Source organism: Aeromonas sp. 604443, from assembly GCF_049170315.1.
Lineage (GTDB): Bacteria > Pseudomonadota > Gammaproteobacteria > Enterobacterales > Aeromonadaceae > Aeromonas > Aeromonas veronii_A.
Map to the genome: position 1 here is coordinate 86,092 of NZ_JAAKMI010000003.1, position 21,997 is coordinate 108,088.

Annotated in this window: 17 protein-coding genes, 1 tRNA gene and 1 pseudogene; 11 read left to right on the forward strand and 8 right to left on the reverse strand. The window is 55.4% G+C overall.

Features of this window, described 5'->3' with window-relative positions; all coding sequences use genetic code 11:
- Positions 1-261 precede the first annotated feature (261 nt).
- The 3 genes from G5380_RS06010 to G5380_RS06020 are packed head-to-tail and all read left to right on the forward strand — an operon-like array spanning position 262 to position 2,142.
- Entirely contained in the window at positions 262-1,080 is an 819-nt protein-coding gene (locus tag G5380_RS06010) for a hypothetical protein (protein WP_421352512.1), read from the forward strand.
- Positions 1,073-1,618, forward strand: a complete 546-nt coding sequence (locus G5380_RS06015) for a Rha family transcriptional regulator (protein ID WP_268854968.1) — start codon at positions 1,073-1,075, stop codon at positions 1,616-1,618. The genes G5380_RS06010 and G5380_RS06015 overlap by 8 nt, the downstream gene beginning before the upstream one ends.
- The gene (locus G5380_RS06020) at positions 1,615-2,142 is read left to right on the forward strand and encodes a phage N-6-adenine-methyltransferase (protein WP_268854967.1); all 528 of its coding nucleotides are present in this window, start codon (positions 1,615-1,617) and stop codon (positions 2,140-2,142) included. The genes G5380_RS06015 and G5380_RS06020 overlap by 4 nt, the downstream gene beginning before the upstream one ends.
- Before the next feature lie 39 nt (positions 2,143-2,181).
- Here G5380_RS06020 and G5380_RS06025 read toward each other — a convergent pair whose 3' ends face one another.
- Together G5380_RS06025 and glk are read right to left on the reverse strand one after the other, a co-directional pair.
- Positions 2,182-3,198, reverse strand: a complete 1,017-nt coding sequence (locus G5380_RS06025; protein ID WP_100653273.1) for a tyrosine-type recombinase/integrase — start codon at positions 3,196-3,198, stop codon at positions 2,182-2,184.
- Positions 3,199-3,561: 363 nt separating this feature from the next.
- Positions 3,562-4,533 (reverse strand): annotated as a pseudogene (glk, locus tag G5380_RS06030) (glucokinase); the annotation flags it as partial.
- A 344-nt stretch (positions 4,534-4,877) separates the two neighbouring features.
- Between glk and G5380_RS06035 the strand changes: the two are divergent.
- From G5380_RS06035 to G5380_RS06050, 4 genes are all read left to right on the forward strand, one after another.
- Complete coding sequence (locus tag G5380_RS06035; protein WP_005347620.1) at positions 4,878-5,735, forward strand: MurR/RpiR family transcriptional regulator; 858 nt, start codon at positions 4,878-4,880, stop codon at positions 5,733-5,735.
- A gap of 174 nt (positions 5,736-5,909) precedes the next feature.
- Positions 5,910-7,349: a pyruvate kinase gene (gene pyk, locus G5380_RS06040; RefSeq protein ID WP_421352513.1), complete on the forward strand. Its 1,440-nt coding sequence runs from the start codon at positions 5,910-5,912 to the stop codon at positions 7,347-7,349.
- A gap of 213 nt (positions 7,350-7,562) precedes the next feature.
- The gene (gene befA, locus G5380_RS06045; protein ID WP_421352514.1) at positions 7,563-8,339 is read left to right on the forward strand and encodes a beta cell expansion factor BefA; all 777 of its coding nucleotides are present in this window, start codon (positions 7,563-7,565) and stop codon (positions 8,337-8,339) included.
- Positions 8,340-8,563: 224 nt separating this feature from the next.
- Positions 8,564-10,915, forward strand: coding sequence for a YgiQ family radical SAM protein (locus G5380_RS06050; RefSeq protein ID WP_421352515.1), 2,352 nt, complete (start codon positions 8,564-8,566; stop codon positions 10,913-10,915).
- 542 nt (positions 10,916-11,457) lie between these two features.
- Here G5380_RS06050 and G5380_RS06055 read toward each other — a convergent pair.
- The 3 genes from G5380_RS06055 to G5380_RS06065 form a co-directional block, all read right to left on the reverse strand.
- Entirely contained in the window at positions 11,458-12,057 is a 600-nt protein-coding gene (locus tag G5380_RS06055) for an HNH endonuclease (protein WP_421352516.1), read from the reverse strand.
- Between the two features lie 3 nt (positions 12,058-12,060).
- Complete coding sequence (locus G5380_RS06060) at positions 12,061-13,116, reverse strand: AAA family ATPase (RefSeq protein WP_421352517.1); 1,056 nt, start codon at positions 13,114-13,116, stop codon at positions 12,061-12,063.
- 535 nt (positions 13,117-13,651) lie between these two features.
- Entirely contained in the window at positions 13,652-15,151 is a 1,500-nt protein-coding gene (locus tag G5380_RS06065; protein WP_421352518.1) for a histidine-type phosphatase, read from the reverse strand.
- Between the two features lie 504 nt (positions 15,152-15,655).
- Between G5380_RS06065 and G5380_RS06070 the strand changes: the two genes are divergently transcribed.
- The 3 genes from G5380_RS06070 (at position 15,656) to G5380_RS06080 (ending at position 18,088) form a co-directional block, all read left to right on the forward strand.
- Positions 15,656-16,606, forward strand: a complete 951-nt coding sequence (locus tag G5380_RS06070; protein WP_421352519.1) for a transposase — start codon at positions 15,656-15,658, stop codon at positions 16,604-16,606.
- 187 nt (positions 16,607-16,793) lie between these two features.
- The gene (locus G5380_RS06075) at positions 16,794-17,045 is read left to right on the forward strand and encodes a hypothetical protein (RefSeq protein WP_421309967.1); all 252 of its coding nucleotides are present in this window, start codon (positions 16,794-16,796) and stop codon (positions 17,043-17,045) included.
- A gap of 128 nt (positions 17,046-17,173) precedes the next feature.
- Positions 17,174-18,088, forward strand: a complete 915-nt coding sequence (locus tag G5380_RS06080; protein ID WP_111900387.1) for a Gfo/Idh/MocA family protein — start codon at positions 17,174-17,176, stop codon at positions 18,086-18,088.
- Between the two features lie 112 nt (positions 18,089-18,200).
- Here the strand turns inward: G5380_RS06080 and G5380_RS06085 are convergent, their stop codons facing one another.
- From G5380_RS06085 to G5380_RS06095, 3 genes are all read right to left on the reverse strand, one after another.
- Positions 18,201-18,551 (reverse strand): TusE/DsrC/DsvC family sulfur relay protein, encoded by a 351-nt coding sequence (locus G5380_RS06085; protein ID WP_235463163.1) that lies wholly within the window; start codon positions 18,549-18,551, stop codon positions 18,201-18,203.
- 24 nt (positions 18,552-18,575) lie between these two features.
- Entirely contained in the window at positions 18,576-20,729 is a 2,154-nt protein-coding gene (yccS, locus tag G5380_RS06090) for a YccS family putative transporter (RefSeq protein ID WP_421352520.1), read from the reverse strand.
- 249 nt (positions 20,730-20,978) lie between these two features.
- On the reverse strand, positions 20,979-21,635 hold the full coding sequence (locus G5380_RS06095; RefSeq protein ID WP_005338308.1) for a Bax inhibitor-1/YccA family protein: 657 nt from the start codon (positions 21,633-21,635) through the stop codon (positions 20,979-20,981).
- Between the two features lie 208 nt (positions 21,636-21,843).
- Between G5380_RS06095 and G5380_RS06100 the strand changes: the two genes are divergently transcribed.
- Positions 21,844-21,931 (forward strand) — tRNA-Ser (locus G5380_RS06100).
- The last annotated feature ends 66 nt before the right edge of the window (positions 21,932-21,997 follow it).

Genomic DNA, 21,997 nt, shown 5'->3' on the forward strand with positions numbered 1-21,997 from the left:
GTGGCTCCGTTCGTTACCGCCAGAGAGCTTACCAGTACAGGCCGAGCGAGTAGGTGTGTGTGTTGACACCCTCAAAAGGATCTTGGTGCGCGAAGGCATCAGAGAGTTTGACGGCGCGAAGTTTGTCGCCCCTCTCAAGGTCAACTATTGGACTCGTCCATGCCTGTTCTGCAAGAAGTGCGTGAAGCGCCCGAAGTGGCAATTCATCTGCGACAGGTGTGCGAGGTCGATGAAGCAACGGGATAACTAACAAGGATCGTTATGTTGAAACAGCAGGCCCGCAGTGCCCTTGAGGGGTACTTCGATGTCACGCTCACCCAGTTGGCCGAGCGGCATCCATTCACCTACGCGGGCGTCAACGAAGATGGCTGCGTGGACATCTTCATCTACTATGTTGAGCCCAACGAAGAGGTCATTCACCTCGACTTGGCTATCTTGAGCCACGCGCATGGTCTCAGTGGTGTGACCCTCAAGCATTGCATTCTCGTCTCCAATCAAGGCCCGAGTTTGCGTTATGAGTTCTTCACCAACTTGGCCCAAGCAAGACTCCCCATCCTGCCACATCACCCGCTTGGGATGATGATGCCGGTCGTGTCCGTGCCGGTGGCCTCATTGCAGGAGATCCCAGCATTGAGCACTGGAAGCGCCTTGTCACCCAGAAGCACCTGTTCTACCGCCCGTCCTCCACCTTCCAATGGACGGATGAACTGGACGCCCGTTTTCGGGAGTGCATCGAGGAAGGTCTGTCGTATGGCAGCATCAACACTCTCTTGGGCCTGTCACCTGATGACGCCGTTATCGGGTGGTGGTGGTGTGAACGAGCGAATGACCGGAGGGGCTGACCTAGTGGGGACGCCCCTTCTTCATGTCGAGGCCAAGCGCGTGGAGCGCCTCAACTTCTTGGAGGCGATGGCGCAAGCAGAGCGCAGCTTGGCCAAAAGCAGAGGGCCGGAAGTGCCGGTGGTCATCAACCGGCGCAACCGAATGACAACAGACGACAGCCTAGTCGTGATGCGCCTCAAGCACTGGCGCATTCTCTACTTGGCTCTCTTACATCTTGAAGGGATTCACCATGTTTGAAGTCACAGCGAATACCGTGGAAGACCAACTGGACGAGGGCGTGTTCCGCGCATTGGTTTCGGTCAAAGGCGATCAGGTCGTGACCAACTCTCGCATCATTGCGGACATATTTGGAAAGAGCCACAAGAACGTGCTGCGAGCCATTCGTCAGCTCCCATGCAGTGAAGTTTTTAGTCGTCGCAATTTTGAGCCGACTGATTTCATTGATAAAAATGGCGACATACAACCTCAGTACCTGATTACTCGCAACGGCTGTGTGTTCCTTATCATGGGCTTTACAGGAGCCAAAGCGGGCGCATTCAAAGAGGCGTTCATCAACGCCTTCGACTGGATGGAAACCATGATCCGCAAGCGTGACGAGTTGAATCGGCGCATCAACGATCACACTCTCCGCGCAATGGACTCGGCAAACGAGGGGAGTTTCCACGGGCGCGGGTTGGCAAAGCGCAGGGTTGATAAGCGCACCTTGGCTCTCGAAGAGTTCCAACTCCGAGGGGAGGCGCAACATAGCCTCTCGTTAACATTGGGGGCGCAATGAACCGCGACCACTACCGCACACCGAGACCGGTGTTCCAGTACATGGCGGCCCGCTATCCGTTGGTTGTGGACGTTGCGGCCAGTGTCATCAACACCCAGTTGCCCATCTTCATAGACGAGCGCCACAACGCCTTGGCTACGCCGTGGACGTGGTTCGCTATGCTTGGGGAATATCCGTGGTGCAATCCGCCGTACAGCAACATTGGCCCATGGGTGGACGCAGCGAACGAGGCCAGAGCGGAAGGCATCGGGACGGTCATGCTGGTCATGCTCGACCAATCAACCGGCTGGTTCAAGAAAGCGAAGGCGACTTGTCAGGAGGTGGTGGTTGTAACAGGCGGGCGCTTGTCCTTCCTGCACCCCGAGACCGGCGAACCGGCGCGAGGCAACAACAAGGGCAGCATGTTCTTGGTGTGGCACCCCTTCGGTCGGGGCGCTATGCAGACGAGCTACGTGGAGCGGGACGCCCTCATGGCTTGCAATGACGATCCATTGCTACCGATGAAGGCCGTCTCTTCGTTCTAATAGAAAGCCCCTCAATCGAGGGGCTTTTTGTTGGCATGGTCAATCCCAATTTTCTTCTTTCACTTGGCCAACCTCGGTTCGCCGGACTCCCTTCATCTTGGCTCTCGCTACCTCCACCATCGGTTGTGTGTAGCGCATGACGGTCTTTTTATCTCGGTGGCCCGTGAACATCATTACATCCGAGACGGTTAGGCCGAAAAAGTTCTGAGCCCTGGTGATAAAGCCGTGCCGGAAGTTGTGAGGGTGGACATGATCTCCAAGTCCTGCCTTCTCGCGGGATCTAATGAACATGACACTGATGCCATTAGGGCGACTAAATCGGCAGAGTCGCTCGGTATCCTTACGACCACTCTCCAAATGCTCTTTGATGACTTGCTCCAGCAAGAGTCGGCAATCATCGGTAAAGGTTCTCATTCGTTCGTCATGTGTTTTCGCATCGGGGAAGTCTGCAATGTTATCCTCCAGCCGCACATCGCAGGGACGCAAACTCCAGATCTCTGCTCGCCGCCAGCCGCTCTCCATCAAGAGCCGAATTATCCAGCGGTTCTTTTCCCTTGTGGCTTCTAGTAGCGCCTTGTAATCCGAGGCGGTAATAGGGCGCTTCACCGAAGTGATTTCGCCCTTTACCTTGAGGTTGGCAAGCGGGTTAGACTCCACTCGTTTGAGCAACGACTTGAGGTAGATTACCTCACGGCGGATCGTATTCCAGTGTCGTGTCTTCAATGCCTTCTCTATGTATTTATCCACATCGCTTTGGGTCAGTCGCTCTGGGATGCTCTTACCGAATGTTGGCTTGAGGTGCTTATAGTGACCCTCTTCGCGCTCGATAGTCGATGGCCCAACAGCTCTTAGTAGGTGTGCTTTGTGCAGGTCATCAACAGTCACTGACTCTGGCACGTTACAAACAACTGCGTTCCTTGACTCAACCTTATCGGCCCACACTCTTGCTTCCTCCATGGAAGGGAATGTCTTCTGTAATCTCTCTGATTTTGAACCGTTTTTCACCAAAATACGAACTCTGATCGTTCCACTTTTCAGTGTGTCGAAACTTGCCATGATGTCTCTCCTTGTTCATCAATAACCCGAAAAGAAAATCAAATTATTCGGGTGACTGTTTTAATGTACATAAAGGGTGATACCGAGACAACATTTAGGTTGCTGTGACCATGAGATTGGTCACATGTGGTCATGAGGGTGGGTTAGCGAAGTTACAAGTGACTGCTTTTGAAGCAAAAAAAACCGGCCAAAAGGCCGGTTGAAACAGTTCAGGCTTGTCAGGTGACAAACGTATCCAGCGGATGAGAGTCGCTTTCCACTCCTTGTGAAGTACAACCCTCTTGGTTACGTGCCACTACTATATGCCATCCACACTGAATCGATGCTGAACCACGGATGTTTCAGTTTCACTCCACCTTACAATCAGATGGTAATCCCCATCGACTGGCGCAGGTAAGCGCCAGCGCCGAGCAGGCCAGGCCCTTCATGGGTGATCAGGAATACCGGAATATCCTTGAGGTAGGATTTGAAACGGCCCTTGTCTTCAAAGGCAACCCGGAAACCGGAACTGGTGAAGAACTCCTGGAAGCGCGGCACTATCCCACCCGCAATATAGACGCCGCCAAAGGTGCCCATATTGAGCGCCAGGTTGCCGGCAAAGCGGCCCATCAGCACGCAGAACAGGCTCAGGGTGCGGCGGCAATCCAGACACTCGCCCGCCAGCGCACGTTCGGTAATGTCTTTAGGGGCGAACGGCTCCGGCTCACGACCATCGGATTTCACCAGCCCGCGATAGAGATTGACCAGGCCCGGGCCGGATAAGAAACGCTCGGCCGAGACATGGCCCAGTTCGCCTCGCATTACTTGCAGCACCGCATCTTCCTCTTCGGTGTTGGCGGCAAAATCCACATGACCCCCTTCGCCCGGCAGGCTCAACCACTGATCGCCCGCCTTGACCAGATGCGCAACCCCAAGGCCGGTGCCCGCTCCATAGATGGCGATGGGTTTGCCAGCTACCGGTGCGGCGCCGCCCAGCTGGATGCGATCCGATTCGGCCAATACCGGTACCGCCATCGAGACCGCGGTAAAGTCGTTGATTACTTGCAGGCGCGCCAGCCCGAGATTGCTCTGCATCTCGCTGATGGAGAACTCCCAGCTGTGGTTGGTCATGGCGACCCAGTCACCATTGATGGGGCAGGCGATGGCGATGCAGGCTTCAGCCACCTCGACCTTGTGTTCCTCCAGATAGAGGCGAACCACGGCTTCAAGGCTGGGATGGGCCAGACCTGAGTAGGTCTTTGCCTGAGAGATAGTACCGGTGGCCAGCTCACACAGGGCCAGACGCGCATTGGTACCGCCGACATCGCCGACCAGCGCATGGGTATGCTGCATAACAACTCCTTCGTTACAGGATGGGGACGACTGTGGTGTCCCGACATTATTGTTGGATTATGACGGCCCATTCTATCCGAGCTCAGGCTCACTCACCCGCCGGATCGATACAAACGTGCGCCTGCTCACAGTGTTGTTGCTTTGCAACATTTGTAAGCGGTTTCACAGCGAGGTGACGTTTTGTAACGAAAAGTACGAAATAATTAGAGATGAGTCATACTTTGTACGGCAGGCGTTAGTTGCGATAACCGCTTGTCTTGTATAGTCATCAGCTTGATTGGAAACCTGCTTAGCCGTAGATTTAGTGCAAAGACACTGAAGCTAAATTACAAAAACGTCTGGTGGTGATGATGAATACCCTTGATAAAATTACGAACAACCTGGAAAGTTTCAGTAAATCAGAACGCAAGGTTGCCGAGGTGATCCTGGCGTCTCCCCAGACCGCCATCCACTCCAGCATCGCCGCCCTGGCCAAAATGGCCGACGTCAGTGAACCGACCGTCAACCGTTTTTGCCGTCGCCTCGATACCAAAGGCTTCCCCGATTTCAAACTCCATCTGGCCCAGAGCCTGGCCAATGGCACTCCTTACGTCAATCGTCATGTGGAAGCAGAAGACGGCCCCGATACCTACACGGCCAAAATCTTCGAATCCACCATGGCTTGTCTGGATGCCGCCAAGAACAGCCTGGATATCTCGGCCATCAACCGCTGTGTCGATATCCTGACCCAGTCCAAGAAGATCAGCTTCTTTGGTCTTGGCGCCTCCTCAGCCGTTGCCCGCGATGCCCAGAACAAGTTCTTCCGCTTCAATATCCCGGTGGTGAGCTTTGACGATATCGTCATGATGCGCATGAGCTGCATCAACAGCAGCGAAGGGGATGTGGTGGTGCTGATCTCCCATACCGGCCGCACCAAGGCGCTGGTCGAGATCGCCGCGCTGGCGCGCGAGAACGACGCCACCGTCATCGGCATGACCGCCAAGGATTCCCCACTGGCGCGCGAGTGCAACCTGGTGCTCTCCATGGATGTGCCGGAAGATACCGATGTCTACATGCCGATGGCTTCCCGCATCGCCCAGCTGGCGCTGGTGGATGTGCTGGCAACCGGATTTACCCTGCGCCGGGGGATGAAATTTCGTGAAAACCTGAAGAAGGTAAAAGAGGGATTGCGCGAATCCCGCTTTGAAACACCACACTCTTCCTGAATCGTCGGGGGCTTTGGCCCCCGACTGTCTATGCCACCCTCCTTGGTGTAGTCTTGATGTGGTATTGTAACTTAATAACAAAAACCACCCGGATGGTTTGCAAGCGGGTGCATCGAGCCATCGGTTTGATGGGGCAGAATCTCAAGTTATCTCAACTTCATATTGGAGTCTTTCATGCCTAGACGTACAAAGATTGTAACCACACTTGGTCCGGCCACCGACCGCGAAGGGATCCTCGAAGGGATTATCCGCGCTGGTGCCGACATGGTGCGGATGAACTTCTCTCACGGCACTCCTGAAGATCATATCCAGCGCGCCAATCAGGTGCGTGACATTGCTGCCAAGCTCGGCCGCCACGTTGCCATCATGGGTGACCTGCAAGGCCCGAAAATCCGTGTATCCACCTTCAAGGATGGCAAGATCTATCTCGCCATCGGTGACAAGTTCGTGCTGGATGCAGCCCTGGGCAAGGGTGAAGGCTGTCAGGAGCAGGTTGGTATCGACTACAAGAGCCTGCCAAACGATGTAGTGCCGGGCGATATCCTGTTGCTGGATGATGGCCGTGTGCAGCTGAAAGTAGAGAGCGTCGAAGGCACACGTATTCTGACCACTGTCACCGTGGCTGGCCCGCTCTCCAACAACAAGGGCATCAACAAGAAAGGGGGCGGTCTCTCCGCGCCGGCGCTGACCGAGAAGGACAAGGAAGATATCAAGACTGCTGCCCGCATGAACGTGGACTATCTGGCGGTCTCCTTCCCCCGTTGCGGCGATGACCTGCGTTATGCCCGCGAGCTGGCCCGCGAAGCTGGCTCCAACGCCAAGATCGTGGCCAAGGTCGAGCGCGCCGAAACCGTCGCCACCGACGAAGCGATGGAAGACATTATCCTCGGCTCCGACGCCGTTATGGTGGCCCGTGGTGATCTGGGTGTCGAGATCGGTGACCCCGAGCTGGTTGGCGTACAGAAGAAGCTGATCCGCTTCTCCCGTCGTCTGAACCGGGTGGTGATCACCGCGACCCAGATGATGGAGTCGATGATCAACGCGCCGCTGCCGACCCGTGCCGAAGTGATGGACGTGGCCAACGCCGTGCTGGATGGTACCGATGCCGTGATGCTCTCTGCCGAGACCGCGGCCGGCCAGTTCCCCATCGAGACCGTGACCTCCATGGCCAGCGTCTGTGTTGGTGCCGAGAAGCACCCGAGCCTGAACGTCTCCAACCACCGTATGAACTACACCTTCACTTCTGTTGAAGAAGCGGTAGCCATGTCGACCATGTATGCGGCCAACCACCTGGAAGGGGTCAAGGCGATCGTGGCGCTGACCGAATCGGGCACCACCCCGCTGCTGATGTCCCGTATCAGCTCCGGTTTGCCGATCTTCGCCATGTCGCCGCACAACAAGACGCTGGCCTGGACCAACCTCTACCGCGGCGTGACCCCTGTGCTGTTCGACGGTGACGAGACCAAGCCGGTTTATGAAGTGTGCCGCGATGCGCTGGATGTCCTGAAAGCCAAAGGTCTGCTGCAGAGCGGTGACATGGTGTTGCTGACCCACGGCGACAAGATGGAGACCGTCGGCAGTACCAACACCTGCAAGGTGATGATGGTCGAATAAGCCCGTCCGGTTTCACTGTGTTCAACAAGGCTGCTCCTCTCTGATGAGCAGCCTTTTTATTAACGGTTGTCGCGCTTTGGCGGGATAAACAGGACTCAATGATTGCTTAACCGGATTCCCCTTCCGATAATGCGGGAGTGATTTTCACCGGGCAGCCCGTTGTAGGGGATCGCACCGGGTAACCCAGACACTCGACAATACGGGAGTGAAAAAATGAACAAGCGTAACTGGTTGCTGGCCCTGTCACTGACGTTGGTGGTGTCACCCAGCCATGCCGACTGGGAGAAACTGAAGGCTGCCGCCGCCGATCTCGGCACTGCCGTGAGTGAGACTAGCAAGGAGGTATGGCAGGATGTCAGCGACTTCTCCAAAAAGAGCTGGGCCTCCATCTCTGCCTGGGGTGAAGAGGCGTTCAACACCGCCGGGGTCTGGACCGACAAGAGCATCGCGACCGGTAAGGAGTGGCTGAAGGCGGCCGACAAGGAGCTCAACGAGATGCTCAACCCCAAGACGGCGAAAGAGGCGAGGATCGCGCTCAATACCATGGCCGACACTGCGCTGATCCGGTTGTTCAATGAGCAGCCATCAGCCAAGTTGCTGTTTGACAAGGCTTATGGCTATGCAGTGTTCGATTCGCGCAAGTTTTCCCTGATGCTGCATACCAATCAGGGGGCCGGGGTGGCGGTCAATCGCAAAACCGGCAAGCACACCTATATGAAGATGTTTGGCGCAGGTCTGGCGGCCGGTATCGGTGGCAAGTTCTATCAGCAGGTGATCCTGTTTGAAGACAAGGCCAGATTCGATGCCTTCGTGACCCAGGGGTGGGAGGCCACCTCCGAAGTGGGTGTGGTAGCTGGCAAGGAGAGCGCCGAGCTGACCGCCAAATACAACGGCGGCATGGCTATCTACCAGATCGGCGAGAAGGGATTGCTGTTCGATGCCAACATCTCCGGCTCCAAATACTGGATCGACAAGGATCTGAGTCAGTAACCATTCAGGCGGTGAGCCCCCCGCATTGGCCCGGCTCACCGTGCGGCAGTTGCAGTCAAAGATCGCCCGCACTCATCCTGCGGGCGTGCTTGTTTGTGGTGGCGTGATGCGGATGTTGGATGGCAAAGCGCCTTTTCCCGTGCGAATGCTGGGGACAAAAAGCCATCGCTCCCCTTGACCGCAACCGGTATAATGCGCGACCCGAATTGTTCCAGGTGGTTAAAATGCAGCCGGTTACCAACCTTTTCTCCTATCCCCGCTATTGGGCCGAGTGCTACGGCACGGCGCCCTTCCTGCCCATGTCCCGCAAAGAGATGGACAAGCTCGGTTGGGACAGCTGCGACGTCATTCTGGTGACGGGTGATGCCTATGTGGATCACCCGAGCTTCGGCATGGCGGTCATCGGCCGCATGCTGGAAGCGCAGGGCTTTCGGGTCGGCATCATCGCCCAGCCGGACTGGTCATCGAAGGATGACTTTATGCGTCTGGGCAAACCGAACCTCTTCTTCGGGGTGACCGCGGGCAACATGGACTCCATGATCAACCGCTACACCTCCGACAAAAAGCTGCGCCACGACGACGCCTACACCCCGGGGGATGTGGGCGGCAAGCGGCCGGATCGCGCGACTCTGGTCTATACCCAGCGCTGCAAGGAGGCCTTCAAGGAGGTGCCGGTGGTCATCGGCGGCATCGAGGCATCCCTGCGCCGCATCGCCCACTACGACTACTGGTCTGAGACCATCCGCCGCTCCATCCTGCTCGATGCCAAGGCCGATATCCTGATTTACGGCAACGCCGAGCGGCCGCTGGTCGAAGTGGCCCACCGCATCGCAGCGGGGGAGACCATCGAGACCATGCAGGATATTCGCGGCACCGCCGTTATCCGCAAGGAGCCGCTGCCGGGCTGGAAAGGGGTGGATTCGAGCAAGCTCGACCAGATTGGCCGCATCGATCCCATCCCCAACCCCTATATGGAAGGGGCGCCCTGCGCGGATGATGCAACTGAAACGGCACCCGCCGCGCAGGAGGCCAAACCCGTGCTGGTGCAGCCAGCCAAGCCCAAGCCGTGGGAGCTGACCTACGTGAAGCTGCCCGCCTATGAGCGGGTCAAAGAGGACAAGGTGCTCTACGCCCACGCCTCGCGCATTCTGCACCACGAGACCAACCCCGGCTGCGCCCGCGCCCTGGCGCAGGCCCACGGCGATCGCATCGTCTGGGTCAACCCGCCCGCCTTCCCGCTCGAAACTGAGGAGATGGACGGCGTCTTCGGCCTGCCCTACCAGCGGGTGCCGCACCCGGCCTATGGCAATGAGAAGATCCCGGCGTTTGAGATGATCAAGACCTCGGTCAACATCATGCGCGGCTGCTTTGGCGGCTGTTCCTTCTGCTCCATCACCGAGCACGAAGGGCGCATCATCCAGAGCCGCTCGGAAGAGTCGATCCTCAAGGAAATCGAAGATATCCGCGACAAGGTGCCGGGCTTTACCGGCGTCATCTCGGATCTCGGCGGCCCCACCGCCAACATGTACAAGCTGCGTTGCAAGAGCCCCAAGGCCGAGCAGACCTGCCGTCGCGCCTCCTGTGTCTGGCCCACCATCTGCCCGCACATGGACACCGACCACAGCCCGACCATCAACCTCTATCGCAAGGCGCGCGACCTCAAGGGGATCAAGAAAATCCTCATCGCCTCCGGCGTGCGTTACGACATCGCGGTGGAAGATCCCCGCTATATCAAAGAGCTGGCCAAGTACCACGTCGGCGGCTACCTCAAGATCGCGCCGGAACACACCGAGGAGGGGCCGCTCTCCAAGATGATGAAGCCGGGCATGGGCAGCTACTACCAGTTCAAGGAGCTGTTCGACAAATACTCCAAAGAGGCGGGCAAGCAGCAGTACCTGATCCCCTACTTTATCTCTGCCCACCCGGGCACCACCGATGAAGACATGGTCAATCTGGCGCTCTGGGTCAAAGAGAACCGCTTCAAGCTCGATCAGGTGCAGAACTTCTACCCGTCGCCGCTCGCCAACGCCACCACCATGTATTACACGGAGAAAAACCCGTTAAACAAGGTGAGCCGCGAAGGGGGCGATGTGTTTGTTGCCAAGGGCGAGCGCCGTCGCCGCCTGCACAAGGCGCTGCTGCGCTACCACGATCCCGCTGGCTGGCCGATGATCCGCGAAGCCCTGCTCGCCATGGGCAAGGGCCATCTGATTGGCAATGGCCCCGGCTGTCTGGTGCCAGCGGAAGGGCGCAACGAACGCGCCGCCACTGGCAAGGGGATGAAACCGGCCCTGACCCGTCATAGCAACATCAATCACCAGCGTGGCAATGGCACAGGCAACAAGCCGACCGGTGGCAAGCCGGTGGGTTCCCAGCTGCACAAAGGCGCGGCTAACGGCAAACCGGCCGCACAGGGCGAAGGCAAGAATGCTGGCCAGAATGCGGGTAAGGGTAAACCTGCCGGAAAACCCGCCCATAAGGGTAAAACCCCGACCCGCGCGGGCTCTGCCAAACCCGCTACTCAGGGCGGCAAGCCTGTGGCCAAAGGGAATGGTGCCAAGCGATCGGCAAGGTGAGTTTTTCTGATTGGACTACTATAGAAATTAAAAAGGCGACCGGATGGTCGCCTTTTTAGTGAATTATATTAAGTAATAACTCTTTTATCGATTTTATTTTGTCCGTTGTATATTGCTTGCCTAAGTATTCATCATTGCTAATGAAATAGTCTAAATATCCAAACACAGACTCTAAACTAGAATACAAACCAACTGATATATCAAAGTTATCAGCAATAAACTCGCGAACTTCTTCAACTGCTTATAACTCAGTAAACTCCGGAATCTTTGATTAAAAAATCAGGGGTAAAATATCTTTTTGCAAAGGTGCGCCTTTTGCTATGGATGCACCAGCACCAAAACAGGACGTCTCTTCATTTCTCTAAAGCAATAAACTTACTATCTTGATGCATATTAATTTCCAATCGCCTAACGCCGCATTAAGGTGTGAGCAATGCTATCACCTAACCTAGACCATGCCACCGTAAACACAAAACCCAACGATGTAATGAAGAATGCCAAGCGTTGGGAATCACTCTTAAATGCAGTATTAAGTGAATAATTTATGAGTACTTTTTAAAAAGTAGTTCTACTAACTCTCTGGAGCTTTTAGATTCTTGATCTTTCTTTATCCCTTGATTCTTTCTTATGCTTTGCTGTTCATAAAAATTTAAATCGAAGTATTTATAATGGAACTCACCTTTTTCAGATCGAGTTTTATACCTATAATAAACTCTATTGTCATTAGTGAAAACTGTTCTTTCAATATGTAATGATATATTATCTAAATTAGGATGCACAAAACGATATAACTTAGGATCATATACTGAGTTACTCCATCTGTTTCTAAACTTACTTATATCTTTTGTGAGGAAGCTAATGTCAGAATGTTTTCTATCAGAATTGCATCTTACACATGAAATGGCTAAATTAGTAAGATCAAATGTATATACAGGAAACACTGATTTAGGAAGTATGTGTTCAACATGTTTGTTTCTTTCTGTTTCTCTTAGTAAATCCCTCAAACAATAGCAGCAGTAATGGCCTTGTTTTATCTTAATTTTTTCTTTTATATATTTTTTAAATCCAGATGCATAATGTGAACTCCAAGGGTTAGAAGATAACATCGCCTTTTTTATATCATTAAAGTATTTGTCCGCCATCTATCAACCTATAAAATCGCTTTCAATCATCAAAGTTAGATCGTCAATCACATTTTTTTGTCGATCATCAACACATGCATTACGAATATCATGGAGCTTATTTTTAGCATCTTGAGCATTTATTGTACGTTCTTTATATTGGTCTAAAATATTCGCTAGGTACTTTGTTAGAAATTCATTTTCTGGAGTTACAATGTCAAAATATTGCCAAAGAACTTTTTCTATTCCACCTTCAGTGCTAGGCTTTTTATGCAGCGTGAAATTATTAATCTCGTATACATTGGAATTATTATTAATTATTAATGGAGAGTGTGTAGATATAAATAAGTTATATTCATAAAGATAGAATAAACTATCAATGTTATTGATATACTCCCTTTGCCATTTAGGGTGAAGGCTATTTTCAGGTTCATCAATCAATATAACTGAATTATTCTTTAAGTTGGAAGCTATGAAAGCTAAGGTGGATATCTGACTTGCTTCTCCTGAACTTATTTGGTTAAAGTTAATACTTGTATTTTCTTTCAGTAGAAAGAAGTTTATTGATAATACAATGTTGTTTTTAATTAGATAATGAATATTGAAAAATAAATTTTTAATGATAGCCGATAATTTATAATTAGGAAGTGTACTATCTATCGGGATCCAGATTAACTTTTCAATATTTAAAAGGTTAAACAGGCTTCTGACATGGTTATCCTTGCCTATTGAAGCTTCAGCACCCCAAGTTATTTCAATTCCAATTTTTTCAGTATAACCACAATAATTTAATACCCTTGATAACGAACGAGATATATTTTCATCAATTTTTGAAAGACAGTCATACATGATTTCTTTGTAAATGTTTTCACCTTGCTTAGCTGACATATAATTAACGTTGCGTGAAGCAATGTCTAACTTATCATTGAGGCAATTTGAGATGGCAATTATATTCCTACCTTGACTATTGAAATGTTCGAGTAATTGCCGTAGTACTGTGCTTTTACCTCCTCCATTTTCGCCGATGAATACAGTAGAAGGTCTATCTAATTCTAACGATTCAAAAGATATTTTTTTCATTTAAACTCCAACTATGAATCAACAACTACACAAGCGACTTAACAGTGATTATCCCGTATTTTGGGCTAAAAATCGTAGGTTGGAGCTGAACGAAGTGAAGCCCAACGTTTACCGTGAAATGTATATTTAATTTTTATTACCAATCTGCGACATCCATTCTTATCACGTTTTTATTAGCGAAATAATGCTCGCCTGTTGTGCTTCGCTGCGCTCTGCGCCAACCTACGAAAATAAAAACGAGAAGACGCTACCGCCCGTGGATTACAGCTTCCAATATGCTCCCTTGACCCGCGCTGGCAGCAACCCATCGCAGTTCAACAGGTTCTGATTGGCCATGGTAAGCCAAACGAAACTGCCGAGGCGAGCCTTAAAGTGACTTAACTATCAGAAATTAATCGTCTTTTGAGCTTGATCAGCAAATGGAGCCGGAAGGCGGCTTGATAGCCATATCCCGCTTTGGCAAGCAGGGAAGGGAAGTAAAACGGGGCGACCCGCTGGTCGCCCCTGGTGATTGCCATATTCGGCGCGCGAGGGGTTAGCCGTTATAGCCGTAGCAGCGCTTGAGCTCCTCGAAGTCGTAGTAGTGGCTGCCGCTTTGGTAGGGTTGGCAGCCCGTTTTAAAGGCGATCTCCTTTTCGTTGTAGAGCATCTTGACCAGCACCTGCCGCTGCCCGTTCTGGTAGATATCCCACTGAATATTGGCGGTATAGGGGGAGACCCAGCCGCCGCGCCACTCGTTGTTCTGCTGGCTGAACAGCTGATCCGGGCTGGCCCCCTGGCGGCTCCCTTCCAGCTTCATCAGGGCTGCGAGGGGGATAATGGCTTCGGCGTGGGCAAAGCGCAGGGTGGCCCGTCGGCTCTGCTCGCCTTCCACCACTTGACGTTGCACCTCGCCAAACAGGCCGTCGAGCAGCGGCTGGGCAATGGCGTAGGGGGCGCTCTGGTTGGCAAAGCTCGGCCCCTTCTCGTAGAAATCTTCCGCATCGGAGAGGTAGGAGAACCAGGCAGACTCCTGTGGGGTCAGGAACTGCTCCAGCGCCCAGGGTTCGCTGCCCTGTGCCTGCGCTTCGCGGATCATGCCGGGGCCGATGATAAAGAGGTTGTAGAGCATCAGGGCGGCATCCACTTCGTCGCGCACATAGGTCATGCCGCCATCCTCCGGGTTGATGGCGACAAACTCGACGCCGCCCGCCAGATAGTCGACAAAGCCCTTGCTGTAGATACGCTCCAGCATGCTGCGGGCCATCTCTTTGGTCTTGCTCAGGTTTTTAAGCTGATCCAGCGCCCTGGCCAGCTCGGGGGCCGGGGCGATTGCGGCATCTTCGTCGCCGATAAAGCGCTGGTAGCTCTCATAGGCGGGCAGGTAGCGGGCGTAATCCCCCTCGGGCGTGGTCTTGTGGAAGTAGAGCTCGAACTTGTTGACCAGCTTTTTGTCGATTTTCGAGGGGTCATCCTGCGTGAGGTAGCACTGCGCCGAGTCGCTGACATAGCTCACGTCGCGCTTGAGGCTCTCCATAAAGTAGAAGGCGCTTTCGTTGGCCCTGTCTTTGCCCGAGGTGACCACCTTGATGCAGTGGGGCTCGCTGCTGTTGAGCAGGGTCGGCAGCCGCGCCGCCAGTCGGGTGGCGAGATTGGCGTGCTCCTCCTTGCCCAGCGCCGAGAGCAGGCCATAGCCCAGTTTCTGGTTGGCGGCCGTCACCAGATCGACCTTGCCTCCCAGCCCCTGCCCGAGAGTGGTGAGCGCCCCCTGACGCTGCGCCTCTTCCCATACCAGCTTGGTCAGCACGTCATATTTCGGGCTGGAGAGGGAGCGCGAGCCGTGGCGCGCCACCATCTCGGTAAAGACCGGGCTGAACCCCTGAGGCGCTGGCTCGTAGCTCTCCGTCTGCTGCTGCGGGCTGTAGACCGCTTTGGTGCTGTATTGGTAGGCGGTTTTGCCCTGGCTGTCGGCAGACGATTCGTTTTCTGACTGGCAGCCGCCAAGCAAGACCAGCGAGACGGCCAAAGCCACATAAGAAGAGCGCGGGAAAGTCATGATGTTCCTTATCTATCCATATGAAAAATAAGTGAAAAACTCTATGACTTGAAAATGACCGCGGGATGTCAGCCAGATGACAGGCTGATGACTTCTGATAAAGCAGTAAGCAAGGGGAGGTGTAGAGGATAGCTATAGGGAGGGCAATAGAGGCTCAACCAACCACTGCGCCGGTCACGGCTGAGTGGTCAGTGAGCGCGTTTGGGATGGGGCCTTATTGTCTTACCTCCTGCCCCGCCATCTTGATCCAAAGGGGGGAGGCCAATTGAAGATTGCCAATTAAGGGTTGATCAATACCACGCCAATAAGGCATCGAACATGCGGGTATGGGTCACTTGCAGGTTTGCCGCCTTGGTAGAAATGGCTGCGCTATAGAGCTGGAGGCCGGGTTCGTTATGACTCTGCACCAGATAGTTTTTATAACATTTTTTTCGGGACACCCACCTTTTTGACAGTGGCGTAGGGCTGTTCTTGACTTAAGAGGTCACCGTTGAGGGATGTGCCATGACCATTGCCCGTTCACGTCAAATCAGCTTGCAGGATACGCCTTACTACCATGTGGTCAGCCGCTGTGTGCGGCGAGCCTTTCTGTGTGGTGACGATGCCCATTCTGGCCAGAGTTATGAGCATCGGCGTCAGTGGGTGGTCGACAAGTTGGGGCAACTATCGCGGCTGTTTGCAATTGGCATTTGTGCTTATGCGGTGATGAGCAATCATTATCATCTGGTGCTCAAGGTGGAGCCCGATACCGCAGCCAACTGGAGTGAGCGGGAGGTGGCTGAGCGCTGGGCGGGGCTATTCCAGTGGCCGCATTTGGTCAGGCGCTGGTATCAGGGGGAGACGTTGATCGAGCCTGAACTGGCTGTCGTGCAGCAATTGCTGGCCCAATGGCGGGAGCGGCTTCACTCCATAAGTTGGTTTATTCGGCTACTCAATGAAATTCTGGCCCGTCAGGCCAATCAGGAAGATGGTTGCAAGGGCCATTTCTGGGAGGGGCGCTTCAAGAGTCAGGCTTTGCTCACCGAATCCGCCTTGTTGGCCTGTATGGCGTATGTTGACCTCAATCCGATACGAGCTGCGTTGACCGATCGGCCAGAGCAGAGTGAATACACCAGTATCAAACAGCGCCTTGACGCGCCTGCTACTACTGAGGTTTTGCCACCACTTTTGCTGCCGTTTGCCCGCCAGGGTAAGCCTGAAGAGCTGCCTTATGCCTTCAGCGACTACCTGATGCTGGTTGATTGGACTGGTCGTGCTATTCGGCCCGACAAGCGGGGTCATATTCCGGCCCAATTTGGACCCATTCTGGAACGATTGGGACTCGATGCTGTTCGCTGGTTGAAGCAGGTGACGCTGTTCAGGCGACAAGGGATCAGAGTGGTGGGGGACAGATATCAATGTCAGCAGTTTGCCCGCCACTGTGGCCAGCGACGATGCCATCAACCAAGGCTGTGATAGCTTTGCATCCACCCTGCTGATAGCTCCGGGTATTGCACATAGTCCAATAAATGGCTGTGCAGGGGCTGTTGCTTTCTAAACCTGACAATCTCTCCCACCAGCCTACTTTTGCAGGCATCAGCTCGGATACACACCCCTTATTGGGCCTGCAAGTAGCCTGATAGTGGCTTGCTCAAAAAGGTGGGTGTCCCAATTTGATTCGGCGACGCTCCCCTGTTACACCTCGCTGCAAGCCTTTATGTCGGTCAATGACGTGGCGGCCTGCATTCCGTCGGCCATCGCCGCCCTCGGCGATTTTCGCAACGTGGAACTGACCGGAACGCCGCAGCAGTTCGAGGTGGTGGTTGGCAGACATCGCAAAAGCCAGGGCAATCTCGCCATCGAGTGGCTGGCCGAGGTGATCAAGTCGGTCTGCGATCTTGCCATGCCCAAATAACGTCGCCGTTTGCACAGGGCTGCGTACGCCAGCCAGTTTGCTAACGGCAGGCTGGATCTGCGGGACAAATCCTGCGATGGTGCGGGCAGTTATCCGCTTGTCCCGTTATCGAGTGAAAAGGAGTTGAGATGCGCATTGCCATGATTGGTCTGGGGGATATCGCCCAAAAAGCCTATCTGCCGCTGCTGGCGAGTGACGAGCGGGTCACCCCGCTGCTCTGTACCCGCAATCCGGCGGTGCTGGAGAAGCTGGCCCGCCAGTATCGGGTCGCCGAGTGCTTTACCGATGTGGCGGCCATGCTGGCCAGTCGCCCCGACGCCGTGATGATCCACGCCGCTACCGCCGTTCACCGCGAGCTGGCCGAGCAGTGCCTGCGGGCAGGGATCCCTACCTTTGTCGATAAGCCCCTGTGCGACAATCTGGCCGAGGCCGAGGGACTGGCCAACCTCGCCATTGCGCAAGATTGCGCCCTCTTTACCGGCTTTAACCGCCGCTATCTGCCCGCCATGGATGCTGCCCGTGCCCAGCCGCTCACCGAGCTTAACTGGCAAAAACACCGCTTCGCTCTGCCGGGCAAGGCGCGGGATTTCCTGTTCGACGACTTTATCCATGTGCTCGACAGCCTCTGCTTCTATGGCGGCGTGCCGGGCGGCGACTTTCATGCGGTATTGCGACCTGATACGAAGGACAACAGCTTGCTGGCTGGGGTAAGCGTCAGCTGGCAGAGCGGCGATCGTGCCATCAGCGGCAGCATGAACCGCAGCGCCGGGATCACCGAGGAGCGCATCGATGCCTACGGCGACAACCTCTCCCTGCACCTTGAGAACTGCACTCGCGGCATCATCGCCCGCGATAAGCAGGCCGAGATGCTTAGCCCCAACGACTGGCAGCCGGTGCTGGCCCAGCGCGGCTTTGCCGCCATGCTGGCGCACTGGTATCAGCAGGTTGAAATCGGCAAGGCGGATAGCGAGCTGATCGCCTCCTACCTGCACGGTCACCGGCTGGCGGAGCAGCTGGTCGTGCTGGCTGACAAGCGGGGATAAGGCTGGCTGGAAGTGCGCGTGGCATGAATGCGCGGTGCGTGAGAAAGACGCATGAAAAACAACGGGGGCCGCAGTTGCGGCCCCCCGTTGTTATGGGATGAGATGCATGGGATCAGATGCACTTCACCGGTTTGGGCAGGCCGCCAATCTTGGTCGCCTGCTTGGCGGGCCCTTCCGGGAACAGCTTGTAGAGATAGCGGCTATTGCCCTTCTCGGGGCCGTACTGCTTCTCCATCGCCTTGACCAGCGCGCGGATGGCGGGGGAGGTGTTGAACTCCAGATAGAAGGCGCGCACAAAGCGCACCACTTCCCAGTGCGGCTCCTCAAGCGTGATCCCCTCCTGCGCCGCCAGCACCAGTGCCAGCTCCTCGCTCCAGTCGTTGCTGTTGAGCAGGTAGCCCTTGGCATCGGTCTCGATGAGTTGGCCGTTGAATTCCAGCTGATGTTTTTCGGGCGCAGACATGAGGGCTCCTCGCTAATGGGGCTATCAGGATTGGGCGGGCATGGTAGCGCCTTGATCCCCGGTGAGCAACCGGCTCTCGTTGGCCAGATGCAGCAGCTGATCCGCCAGCTCGCTGATCAGGTTGAGCTGCTGGGTCAGCATCAGCTGCTCCTCGCTGCTGTCCGGACTTATCACTGGGCACTGACCTCCGATGGGGCTGGAGGGGTTGCCCGCCAGATGTCCGGCGGCCTGCTCCAGGGTGTGGCAGATGTGGTGGCGCACCTCATCCAGCCCGCTGATGGCCTCCAGCTTGTCGCGATGGGCCCCCAGTGCCGAGATGTAGGAGAGCAGGGCGTGGTTGCGCCAGGTGAGGGTAAAGCAGAGATCGAGGAAGCGGCGGCGCTTTTGCGGCTCTACCAGCATGCTCTGCCAGGCGGTGGCCAGCTCGCTGTCTGCCAGATGGGCGCTCTTGCGCGCCACCCGATAGTCGATGGACTCGTCCCGCTGCTGCTTGAGGCTTGCCAGCACCGCCGATAGGTAGCGGGCGTTGGCCGAGAGCGAATTGGCGATCAGGGTCGGCAGCCGCTTGTACTGCCAGTCAGGCCAAAGCCAGGCCACCAGCCCGTAGGAGATCAGGCAGCCGAGCAGTGTATCGAGCAGCCGTGGCCCGAGGATCGCAAAGCCGATGCCATCGAGCAGGTTGAACGCCATCAGCACGTAGAGGGTGATAAAGCAGACCGCGGCGCTGTAGTTGTTGCGCACCTGGGTGAAAAACAGGAAGGCGGCGAGCCCCATCACCACCAGCTGGACGTGCAGCTCGGGGAACAGCCAGAGCACCGGAATGCCCACCAGAATACCGGCGAAGGTGCCGAGCATCCGTTGCACCAGTCGGCGGCGGGTGGCGCTGTAGCTGGGCTGGCAGACAAACAGCACGGTCAGCAAAATCCAGTAGCCCTTCTCCAGATCAAAGGCTTGCAGTATGCCGTAGCCGATCACCAGCCCGAGCGACAAACGCAGCGCGTGGCGAAACACCATGGAGTGCAAGGTGAGGTGCTGCTTGAGCTGGGCCAGCAGCGGCAGGTGGGGCGGGCGCGCCAGCGCGGGCAGCTCCTGCTCCGGCTGCTCGGGGTTTTGCAGCACTTCGGCGCTGCCCAGCAGCTGGTTGATGCTGGCCAGATTGCGGCGCAGGAACTTCATCGGCGTCAGCAGGGTTTTCGGGTAGTGCTGCTTGAGATTGGTGAACTCCAGCTGATCGCCAAGGGCCTCCAGCGTCCAGTGGATGCGCTTGTGATGGGCGTAGGGCTTGTGCACCAGAATGGCGTAACCGAGCCGCTGGCACGCCTCTGAGAGCTGCAGGAATACCTCCTGAAATCCTTCCAGTACTATGCCCTGCTTGAGCTCCGCTTCCAGCCGGCTGTAGGGGTAGTGGCTGGAGGTGGCACGCTCGTGAATTTCCAGCGCCAGCAGATAGAGGCGCAGCAGGCTGGCAAGCTCTGGGCTCGCCGGATGGCGGCGACTCAGGCGGGCGTTGAGGGCCGATTTGGTGAGGGTCAGCGCGCTCACCAGATTGATATTGAGCTGGGCCAGATTGTGGCGAATGGCTTGAGCGCCGTGCTCGTCCGCCGGGAAGAAGCGGGACTTTTCCAGCAGGTAGCGACCAAGGGCGAAGTAGCTCTGGGCCAGTTGCTCGTGCAGGGTTTTGTAGGGCAGCAGCCAGAGCCAGATAAACGAGACCAGCCCGTACCAGAGGGCACCCGCGCCGAGGGCCAGCGGCTGGTAGAAGAGATCCGGCGCCTTGGCGGCGCCCAGCATGGTGTAGATGGCGATCAGCAGCGAGCCGAAGCTGATGGTGGCATAGCGGGCGCCGAGCGCACCCACCATCACGAAGATAAAGGTGGAGCTGGCCAGCCCAATGGCAAACAGCCAGGGGGTGGGGTAGAGATACTGCACACACAGGGACGCGAACATGAAGCAAATCAGCGTCACGGCGAGGTTCTTGAGGCGTCCCCACAGGCTGTCGTCGGTTTCGGCGATGGCACCTGCCACTACCCCGAGGGAGAGCAGCACGGTGAGCTGGATATTGCCGGTGGCCAGGGTGAAGGCGAGCAGACCGAGAATGGCCAGCAGCACTTTGAGAGCGAAGTAGATGTGACTATCGGTCAGCAGTCGGCGTAACAAACCGGAGAATTCCATGGGCATGCTAGGCACCACCCTTGAGCGAAGCAAAATCGATGTGACTATCAATCAGCAGTCGGCGCAGCAGGCCAGAGAGATCCATCGGCATGAGACAGGTGAAACCCTTGATCGAAACGAGAGCGAGATAGTAGCCCGCCAAGCGCGAAGTGGCCCTGATCCAAATCAGGGCCACTTCGCTTCATATCCTTGATTTACAACTTATCCTGACAAAAATCGGCGCCAATAAAAACCCCGCCGAAGCGGGGTTTTTGATTAGTTGCGGTTGCCGCCAAGCAGGCTCAGCAAGCTCAGGAAGATGTTGTAGATGGAGACATACAGGGTGACGGTGGCAGAGATGTAGTTGGTCTCGCCGCCGCGCACGATCTGCTGGGTAGTCAGCAGGATGGCCCCGGAGGAGAAGAGCATGAACATGGCGGACAGAGCCAGGCTCAGGGCGCTCATCTGCAGGAAGATGTTGGCAATCATGGCCACCAGCAGTACCCAGAAACCGACGAACAGCATGCCGCCGATGAAAGAGAGGTCACGCTTGGTGGTCAGGGCATAGGCCGACAGACCGAAGAAGGTGAGCGCGGTGCCGCCAAGGGCGGTCATCACGATCTCGCCACCACCATTGTTCATGTACATGTTGATGATGGGGCCCAGGCTATAGCCCAGCAGACCGGTCAGGGCGAAGGTGAAGACCAGCCCCATGCCGTTGTTGCGATTCTTCTCGGTCAGGAACATCAGACCGTAGACGCCGATCAGGAACACGGCCCAGTGCAGCGGCGGCATGTTCATCACGGTAGCGACCCCCGCCACTACGGCAGAGAAGCCCAGAGTGAGGGAGAGCAGCATATAGGTGTTACGCAGCACCTTGTTGGTATCGCGTACGGCACTTTGGGTGCCAGTGTAGATAGAACGGGTATCCATCTTGGGTGTCCTCTTGATGTCCGGGTGAGACGGCGAGCAGCCGCCTCGTGATCGCTGTTTGTTACTGCATGTTTACGCATTGTATGTAGAACAAATAGGGATGACGAGGAACAATTTCAAGCCACCTGCCATTTTGCTCCCGCACACTATCCCACAGGAAATATGTATTGCATATGAACAAGGGCTTAGCGTAGTATGCACGCCGTTCGGAGGGGTGGCAGAGCGGCTGAATGCACCGGTCTTGAAAACCGGCGATGGGCGACCATCCGTGGGTTCAAATCCCACCTCCTCCGCCATATTCAAAGAGAAAGCCCAAGCGGTCACCCGCTTGGGCTTTTTTGTATCTGCCGTATCTGGTATTT

Coding starts and splice junctions, on each gene's coding strand:
- G5380_RS06065 (WP_421352518.1), bottom strand. CDS start 15,151: ATGACTTTCCCGCGCTCTTCTTATGTGGCTTTGGCCGTCTCGCTGGTC.
- G5380_RS06035 (WP_005347620.1), top strand. CDS start 4,878: ATGATGAATACCCTTGATAAAATTACGAACAACCTGGAAAGTTTCAGT.
- pyk (WP_421352513.1), top strand. CDS start 5,910: ATGCCTAGACGTACAAAGATTGTAACCACACTTGGTCCGGCCACCGAC.
- G5380_RS06025 (WP_100653273.1), bottom strand. CDS start 3,198: ATGGCAAGTTTCGACACACTGAAAAGTGGAACGATCAGAGTTCGTATT.
- G5380_RS06085 (WP_235463163.1), bottom strand. CDS start 18,551: ATGTCTGCGCCCGAAAAACATCAGCTGGAATTCAACGGCCAACTCATC.
- yccS (WP_421352520.1), bottom strand. CDS start 20,729: ATGCCCATGGAATTCTCCGGTTTGTTACGCCGACTGCTGACCGATAGT.
- G5380_RS06015 (WP_268854968.1), top strand. CDS start 1,073: ATGTTTGAAGTCACAGCGAATACCGTGGAAGACCAACTGGACGAGGGC.
- G5380_RS06080 (WP_111900387.1), top strand. CDS start 17,174: ATGCGCATTGCCATGATTGGTCTGGGGGATATCGCCCAAAAAGCCTAT.
- G5380_RS06060 (WP_421352517.1), bottom strand. CDS start 13,116: ATGAAAAAAATATCTTTTGAATCGTTAGAATTAGATAGACCTTCTACT.
- G5380_RS06095 (WP_005338308.1), bottom strand. CDS start 21,635: ATGGATACCCGTTCTATCTACACTGGCACCCAAAGTGCCGTACGCGAT.
- G5380_RS06050 (WP_421352515.1), top strand. CDS start 8,564: ATGCAGCCGGTTACCAACCTTTTCTCCTATCCCCGCTATTGGGCCGAG.
- G5380_RS06070 (WP_421352519.1), top strand. CDS start 15,656: ATGACCATTGCCCGTTCACGTCAAATCAGCTTGCAGGATACGCCTTAC.
- G5380_RS06020 (WP_268854967.1), top strand. CDS start 1,615: ATGAACCGCGACCACTACCGCACACCGAGACCGGTGTTCCAGTACATG.
- G5380_RS06010 (WP_421352512.1), top strand. CDS start 262: ATGTTGAAACAGCAGGCCCGCAGTGCCCTTGAGGGGTACTTCGATGTC.
- G5380_RS06055 (WP_421352516.1), bottom strand. CDS start 12,057: ATGGCGGACAAATACTTTAATGATATAAAAAAGGCGATGTTATCTTCT.
- befA (WP_421352514.1), top strand. CDS start 7,563: ATGAACAAGCGTAACTGGTTGCTGGCCCTGTCACTGACGTTGGTGGTG.